Annotated in this window: 8 protein-coding genes; all 8 read left to right on the plus strand. The window is 42.2% G+C overall.

Features of this window, described 5'->3' with window-relative positions; translation table 11 throughout:
- Nucleotides 1-55: 55 nt before the first annotated feature.
- A complete protein-coding gene (locus VMW39_04345; protein HUW23242.1) occupies nucleotides 56-1090 on the plus strand; it encodes a galactose-1-phosphate uridylyltransferase in 1035 nt (344 codons plus the stop codon).
- A gap of 7 nt (nucleotides 1091-1097) precedes the next feature.
- Nucleotides 1098-2888: a DNA polymerase/3'-5' exonuclease PolX gene (polX, locus tag VMW39_04350; GenBank protein HUW23243.1), complete on the plus strand. Its 1791-nt coding sequence runs from the start codon at nucleotides 1098-1100 to the stop codon at nucleotides 2886-2888.
- Nucleotides 2873-3895: a DUF4931 domain-containing protein gene (locus VMW39_04355; protein HUW23244.1), complete on the plus strand. Its 1023-nt coding sequence runs from the start codon at nucleotides 2873-2875 to the stop codon at nucleotides 3893-3895. Before polX ends, VMW39_04355 begins: the two co-directional genes overlap by 16 nt.
- Nucleotides 3896-3947: 52 nt before the next feature.
- Complete coding sequence (locus tag VMW39_04360; GenBank protein ID HUW23245.1) at nucleotides 3948-4178, plus strand: Lrp/AsnC ligand binding domain-containing protein; 231 nt, start codon at nucleotides 3948-3950, stop codon at nucleotides 4176-4178.
- Between the two features lie 52 nt (nucleotides 4179-4230).
- Nucleotides 4231-4479 carry a hypothetical protein gene (locus VMW39_04365; GenBank protein ID HUW23246.1) on the plus strand — a complete coding sequence of 83 codons (249 nt, stop codon included), beginning with the start codon at nucleotides 4231-4233 and terminating at the stop codon, nucleotides 4477-4479.
- Between the two features lie 26 nt (nucleotides 4480-4505).
- The gene (locus tag VMW39_04370; protein ID HUW23247.1) at nucleotides 4506-4862 is read left to right on the plus strand and encodes a GAD domain-containing protein; all 357 of its coding nucleotides are present in this window, start codon (nucleotides 4506-4508) and stop codon (nucleotides 4860-4862) included.
- Nucleotides 4863-4882: 20 nt separating this feature from the next.
- Nucleotides 4883-5596 carry a SagB/ThcOx family dehydrogenase gene (locus tag VMW39_04375; protein HUW23248.1) on the plus strand — a complete coding sequence of 238 codons (714 nt, stop codon included), beginning with the start codon at nucleotides 4883-4885 and terminating at the stop codon, nucleotides 5594-5596.
- A gap of 12 nt (nucleotides 5597-5608) precedes the next feature.
- The coding region (locus tag VMW39_04380; GenBank protein HUW23249.1) for an ABC transporter substrate-binding protein at nucleotides 5609-6475 on the plus strand (867 nt) is incomplete at its 3' end.

The raw sequence follows: 6475 nt of genomic DNA on the forward strand, positions 1-6475 counted from the left end.
CCAGCCCCTGAGACCCTAATTTTTGCAGGGGTTGAATTCACATAGGGAGGAAAAGATGTCAGAACTAAGAAAAGATCCCATATCCGGAAGATGGATGATTACTGCTACGAGGAAGGAGGTGGATACACCAATTGGTTTAATCACTGTCCGCAAGGAAGAGCGGGAGAGGGATTGTCCTTTTTGCGAAGGGAGAGAACTGGAAACTCCACCAGAAGCATTTGCGTTCCGTAAGGAGGGGAGTAAACCCGACACCCCTGGGTGGGCGGTGCGTGTAATTCCCAGTAAATTTGGAGTGGTAGGGCTCAATGAGGAGCTGGAAAGAAAAGGAGTGGGTGACTTCTTCTTCTTTGATACAATAAATGGATACGGAGTCCATGAGATTGTAATTGAATCTCCTCTACATATCACCCATATTTCGAAGATTCCCCTTGAGCAGATAGAGAAAGTTCTCCGTGTCTATCAGGTTAGGTTAAATGAATTGAAAAAGAATTCTCTTCTGAAATATGGTCTCATCTTCCGTAATCAGGGTTATGGGGAAGAAATTTCTATGCTACACGTCCATTCCCAGATAATCGCTCTGCCCCTGATTCCTAAAAGTATTAAGGAGGAGTTATCTTCAGCCAAAAGTTATTATGAAGAGAAAGAAAGGTGTATTTTCTGTGACATAATCAAACAAGAATTATATTCCCATGAGAGGATTGTTAGCGCTGGAGATAAATTTATCGTTCTGGCTCCTTTTGCCTCCCGCTTTCCATTTGAAACCCAGATTTTTCCCAGAAAGCACGAATGCGATTTTACAAATGTACCTGCAGAAGACCTCTGGGAACTGGCAGAGAAATTGAAATCTACTATTATGAAGACTGTCAAGTTATTGAAAGACCCTCCTTTAAATTTTGTTCTTCATACTGTTCCCTTTATGGTTCCCGAGGCAGGATTCTGGCTGACTATTAAACAGGATTACCACTGGCACATCGAGATTCTGCCCCATGCTATGCTTGCCAGGGGCTTTGAGTGGGGTGGCGATTTCTATATTAATCCACCCTCCCCAGAAGCAGCGGCAAAGTTCCTGAGAGAGGTGGAAGGGGAGTAAATAGGGAATGAAAAACAAAGAAGTTGTAAAATTACTCCAGGAAATCGGACAACTTTTAGAATTGAAAGGAGAGAATCCTTTCCGAGTGCGTTCCTATGAGAAGGCAGCTCAGAATATTGCCAGTCTCACCGAACCAATAGAGAAATTCGCAAGTAATGATAGACTGGAAACAATACCCGGCGTAGGAGAGGGGATAGCGAAAAAAATTAAGGAATATCTGGAAACGGGTAAATTAAAATATTTTGAGGAGTTAAAGAAAGTTTTTCCCGAGGGGCTTCTGGAAATCATGTCTGTTCCTGGAATTGGGCCCAAAACGGCAAAAACTCTATATCAGGAGTTAAAAATAAAAAGCCTTGTTCAACTGGAAAAAGCAGCTAAAGAACACCGTTTGAGCGAGCTTCGCCGTTTGGGGGAGAAGACCGAAGAGAATATTGTAAGAGGCATTCAAATGGTGAGAAAAGGTGGGGAAAGGATTCTTCTCTCCGCAGCACTATTTTTAGCAAAACCAATCATAAAAGAATTGGAGAAGTGTCCTGATGTTAAAAATATAAATCTGGCTGGTAGTATTCGCAGAAAGAAAGAGACAATTAAAGATATAGATATCTTATGTACGGCAAAGAAATCCGATGTAGTAATGGATAAATTTGTGAATCTTCCTCAGGTGAAAGAAATACTGGCTCAGGGAGAGACGAAATCAAGCATAATTCTCGATGAGGACATACAGGTTGACCTGAGAGTGATTAAGCCAGAATCTTACGGGGCTGCACTGATGTATTTCACTGGTTCTAAAGACCATAATATTGCCCTTCGCGAGCTGGGTCGAAAGAAAGGGTATAAAATAAACGAATATGGTCTGTTTAAACTGGGAAAGAGGTCAAGTGGAGTTTCCACCAGGGGAAAGGGAGCTGTTGCCACAAGACCAGTGAAGGAAATAAGGGTAGCTGGCAAGACCGAAGAGGAGGTCTATAAGAAATTGGGACTTCAGTATATCCCCCCGGAAATAAGAGAGGCCTCGGGTGAAATTGAGATGGCTTCGCGAAATAAGATTCCCAGGCTGATTACAGAGAATGACATTAAAGGTGATTTGCACGTTCATTCCCGGCATAGCGATGGCGTGGGGAAACTATCAGAAATTGCAGAAAAGGCAGAAAGTATGGGGCTGGAGTGGGTAGGAATTTGTGACCATTCCCAATCTTTGAAGGTTGCTGGAGGGGTCCGTCCTGATGTACTCTACGAGAAGATAGAAGAGACAAAAAGATTTAACAAAAAGAGTAAAGACTTTATGGTTCTTTGCGGTACGGAAGTGGATATCCTTTCCGATGGATCGTTAGATTATGACGATGAGCTCTTATCTCAACTCGACCTGGTTATCGCTGCCATTCACACAGGATTCAAACAGTCAGAAGAGCAGCTAACGAAAAGAATAATTTCTGCGATGGAGAATAAGTATGTGCATATGATTGCCCATCCCCAAGGCCGGTTGTTAGGTAAGAGGGAGCCGTATGCACTAAATATGGAGAAAGTTTTAAGGACTGCTCAGGAAACACAGACTTTCTTAGAAATCAATGCCTATCCTGAGAGGCTTGACCTATATGATATCTACTGCAGGAAGGCAAAAGAGAAGAGTATCCTTATGGGAATCGGAACAGATGCTCACACCCTGAATCAGATAGAGAATCTCTACTTAGGAGTTGCCGTTGCTCGTAGAGGTTGGCTTGAAAGAAAAGACGTATTAAACACCCTTTCTTACAATGAATTAATTAAGACTTTGAGGAGAAAAAAATGTGCGCTGAATTGAGAAAAGATATAATTTCCGGAGGGTGGATTATTACCAACACTAAGGGGAAAGAAGAATTCTTCGAATCTTTGGAGCCTGGAGTAAGGGTCAAGGAGAAGCCCTGCCCTTTCTGCCCGGGAAATGAAAAAGAGACACCTAAAGAAATCTATGCTTTGAGAAAGCCTGGTACTCTGCCGGACCAACCGGGTTGGAGCGTAAGAGTCTTTCCCAGCAAAGAGAAAGCACTGGAAATAGAGATGGGATTGGAGAGGCGTGGTGTGGGCATATACGATGTAATGAATAATGTGGGAGCACACGAGTTAATAATAGAGAGTCCTGAACACATCAAGAACTTAAGTGATTTGCCTAATGAACAAATAAGGAATGCCCTTATCGTTTATCAGAAAAGAATCGTCGATTTGAAAGGAGATAAGCGTTTCAGATACGCCATAGTTTTCAAGAATCAAAGACCCAATTCTCCTTTCCGATTGGGACACACTCATTCTCAGTTGGTTGCTCTACCTCTTACTCCCGAAAGTGTAAAAGGCGAATTGGAAAATGCTAAAAGTTACTACAGAGAGAAAGAGCGTTGTATTTTCTGTGATGTGGTTAGAGAAGAGTTGGAGGCGGGTCTAAGAATAGTTAAGGAGAACAAATTTTTCATCTCCTATGTTCCATTTGCTCCACGTCTTCCTTTTGAAACCTGGATACTTCCCAAAAGACACAATGCAGATTTTACTCAGGAAGATGATAGCACACTTTTTGATTTTGCAGCTATCATGAAAGTGACTTTAAGCAAGATTTGTAAACTGCTGGAGGATCCGCCACTCAACTATATGATCCACTCCATACCTTACATGCGGCCAAAGGTAGGTTACTGGAAAACAATACATAAGGATTACCATTGGCATTTAGAGATACTTCCCCATATTTTGAAGGTCGAAGGTTTCTCTTGGAGTTCTGGTTTCTATATCGAGCCACTTTCCTCGGAGATAATGGCAAAACTTTTACGAGAAGCGAAATTGTAGAATTAAGGACAGCGCTTTGCTGTTATAGCGGTAAATAAGGGGGTGATGGTTAATGGTAGGATTAATTCTACTCAGGTTGGAAGCAGGAAAGGAAGAATCGGTTCTCTCTAAAATCAGAGATGTAAAAGGGGTCAAAAAAGTTCAGGCTGTCTTTGGTCGGTGGGACATTGTAGCCACTGTGGAGGCACCTGATTTAAATGCCCTGACTTCATTGGTGATTAAGAATATTAGGGCAATCGATGGAGTTTCCGCTACGGAAACCCTGGTCTCTACCGCCCTTTAAAAAATGGGGTCAACTCTATTTTCTTTAACAACTTGTGCTATGATTATTTAATATGACAAGACCATTAAGGATTATTGTTCCTAATATACCTTTCCATGTTCTTGATAGAGGTAATAATCGTCAAATAGTTTTCCGAGGAAAGGAAGATTTTGCCTATTTCCTCAAATTACTGAAAAAATATAAAAAAGAGTTGACCCCATTTTTTGACCCCATTTTCGGAAGGAGGGTCGCTGTTCCGACGAATAAGGAGGAACGTGTTAGCGACGCCTGCGAGTTGGTGAGCAGGCAGGTCACCGACTGAAGTGAAGCGAAAGGAGGTGAGAAAGGATGAAGGAGATAAACGATTTGCTCAGCGAAACTAATTCCCATGTAATAAGAGAGGTCTTAGATTCAGGAGGAGTCATTGTGGGAATAAAAGCTGAAGGATTTGCTGGAGTTCTTATTGAAGACCAGAAGCTCACAGATAGCCTGGCTAAGAAAGTTGAGAAAGAAGCCGGGGTTAAAGGATTTATTTCCACCGATGAACTACCAAAATATGGTCTCAATAAACAAGACAAAAGGAACATCGAGGAAGCTTTCGGAGTTAAGGAGGGTGATGTAGTTATTCTGGTAGCTGACCAGAGGGAGAAAGCGGAAAAAGCAATTCAAATTATTGAAGCAGAAATAGCCAAACGTAAAGAATAGTCTACTGTTTCAGGAGATAGATGAGAAGAATTCTGTTCAGGATAGTTCTTATTTTATCTTTTCTATTTCTTTCCTTTTTGGGAATGTTCTTAGAGCAGGTAGACTCCTCAGCTCTCAAAGGAGGTAGAGGAAAAGTGAAGGAGAAAAATATTAAATTACCCTCGCCTAAGACAATTGGCAGGATGAGCCTTGAGGAGGCGATAGTAAACAGGCATTCGGTTAGAAGCTTCAGTAAGAAAGAATTGTCTTTAGAGGAGATTTCTCAGCTTCTCTGGGCTGCGTATGGGCAAAGGGATGTCGATTCGGTGACAGGTGCTTCCAAGACTGTTCCCTCTGCAGGCGCTCTCTATCCCATGGAAATCTATCTCGTTTCTCCCAATGGAGTCTTTCACTATTTTCCTTCAAACCACAGTTTAAAAGAGATTTCGGACAAAGACCTCCGCTCTGCTCTTTCCCGCGCTGCTTTATGGCAGGAAGCAATCGCCGGGGCAGCAGTCGATTTTGTGATTACTTGCGTATACGATAAAATATGTTGGAAATATGGAGAGAGGGGCATGAGGTATGCTCATATAGAGGCAGGCCATATAGCCCAGAATATTCACCTTCAGGCAGTCTGTCTGGGTTTGGGTTCCGCTCCTATTGGCGCATTTAGCGACACTGCTGTGCAAAAAGCGCTGTATCTACCAAAAGATAATATACCACTCTACATTATCCCGGTAGGACATCCAGAATAGTAAAGAGAAGAAATGAGAAAAGTCATTACAATTCTTGTCCTAATAGTGATAGTAGTTGCTCTTACTGGGGTACTCTTCTATTTTGCAAAAAGACCCTCCCCTAAACCAAAGGATAGAACACCTACCAGTGAACAACATCCTCCCCAACCAGCCTATGGAGATATAATCATCGAGGCATCTATTGGAGATGCCAGTTATTTGAATCCTATTCTTGCCAGTGACAGCGCTTCCGGTGACATAAATGGTTATGTCTATAATGGGTTAGTGAAATATGACAAAAATCTTAAGCTGATAGGAGAACTGGCAGAATCATGGGATATATCTGAAGACGGGTTGGTAATTACCTTCCATCTTCACAAAAACGTGAACTGGCATGACGGAGAACCTTTCACCAGTGAAGATGTTAAATTTACTTATGAAAAGTTGGTCAACCCCAATACTAGGACGCCTTATGCCTCGGATTACCTTATGATTGACAGGCTTGAAATTGTTGACCCTTACACAGTGAAGATAATATATAAGGAGCCTTTCTCTCCTGGATTGGAAAGTTGGGGTATGGGAATTATTCCCCAGCATATTTTTGAGAAAGGAGACTTTAATAACCATCCTGCCAACCGGCACCCTATTGGAACAGGGCCTTATAGATTTGTGGAGTGGAAGACAGATGAGCGGATAGTCCTGGAAGCAAATGAAGACTATTTTGAAGGAAGACCATATATCGGTCGTATAATATACAGGATTGTGCCAGACCAGGCGGTACAATTTTTGGAGCTGAGGAAGGGGACGATTGATACAATGGGACTGACTCCAGACCAATTCCAAAAAGAAGCCGTAAGCAAGGAGTTTCTGGACAGCTTTAATAAATTTCGCTATTCCAGT

It is taken from the genome of bacterium, from assembly GCA_035530055.1.
Lineage (GTDB): Bacteria > UBA6262 > WVXT01 > WVXT01 > WVXT01 > WVXT01.

Excerpts from the sequence above, each read along its gene's own strand:
- VMW39_04355 (HUW23244.1), top strand. The coding sequence starts at position 2,873 with ATGTGCGCTGAATTGAGAAAAGATATAATTTCCGGAGGGTGGATTATT.
- polX (HUW23243.1), top strand. The coding sequence starts at position 1,098 with ATGAAAAACAAAGAAGTTGTAAAATTACTCCAGGAAATCGGACAACTT.
- VMW39_04375 (HUW23248.1), top strand. The coding sequence starts at position 4,883 with ATGAGAAGAATTCTGTTCAGGATAGTTCTTATTTTATCTTTTCTATTT.
- VMW39_04365 (HUW23246.1), top strand. The coding sequence starts at position 4,231 with ATGACAAGACCATTAAGGATTATTGTTCCTAATATACCTTTCCATGTT.
- VMW39_04345 (HUW23242.1), top strand. The coding sequence starts at position 56 with ATGTCAGAACTAAGAAAAGATCCCATATCCGGAAGATGGATGATTACT.
- VMW39_04370 (HUW23247.1), top strand. The coding sequence starts at position 4,506 with ATGAAGGAGATAAACGATTTGCTCAGCGAAACTAATTCCCATGTAATA.
- VMW39_04360 (HUW23245.1), top strand. The coding sequence starts at position 3,948 with ATGGTAGGATTAATTCTACTCAGGTTGGAAGCAGGAAAGGAAGAATCG.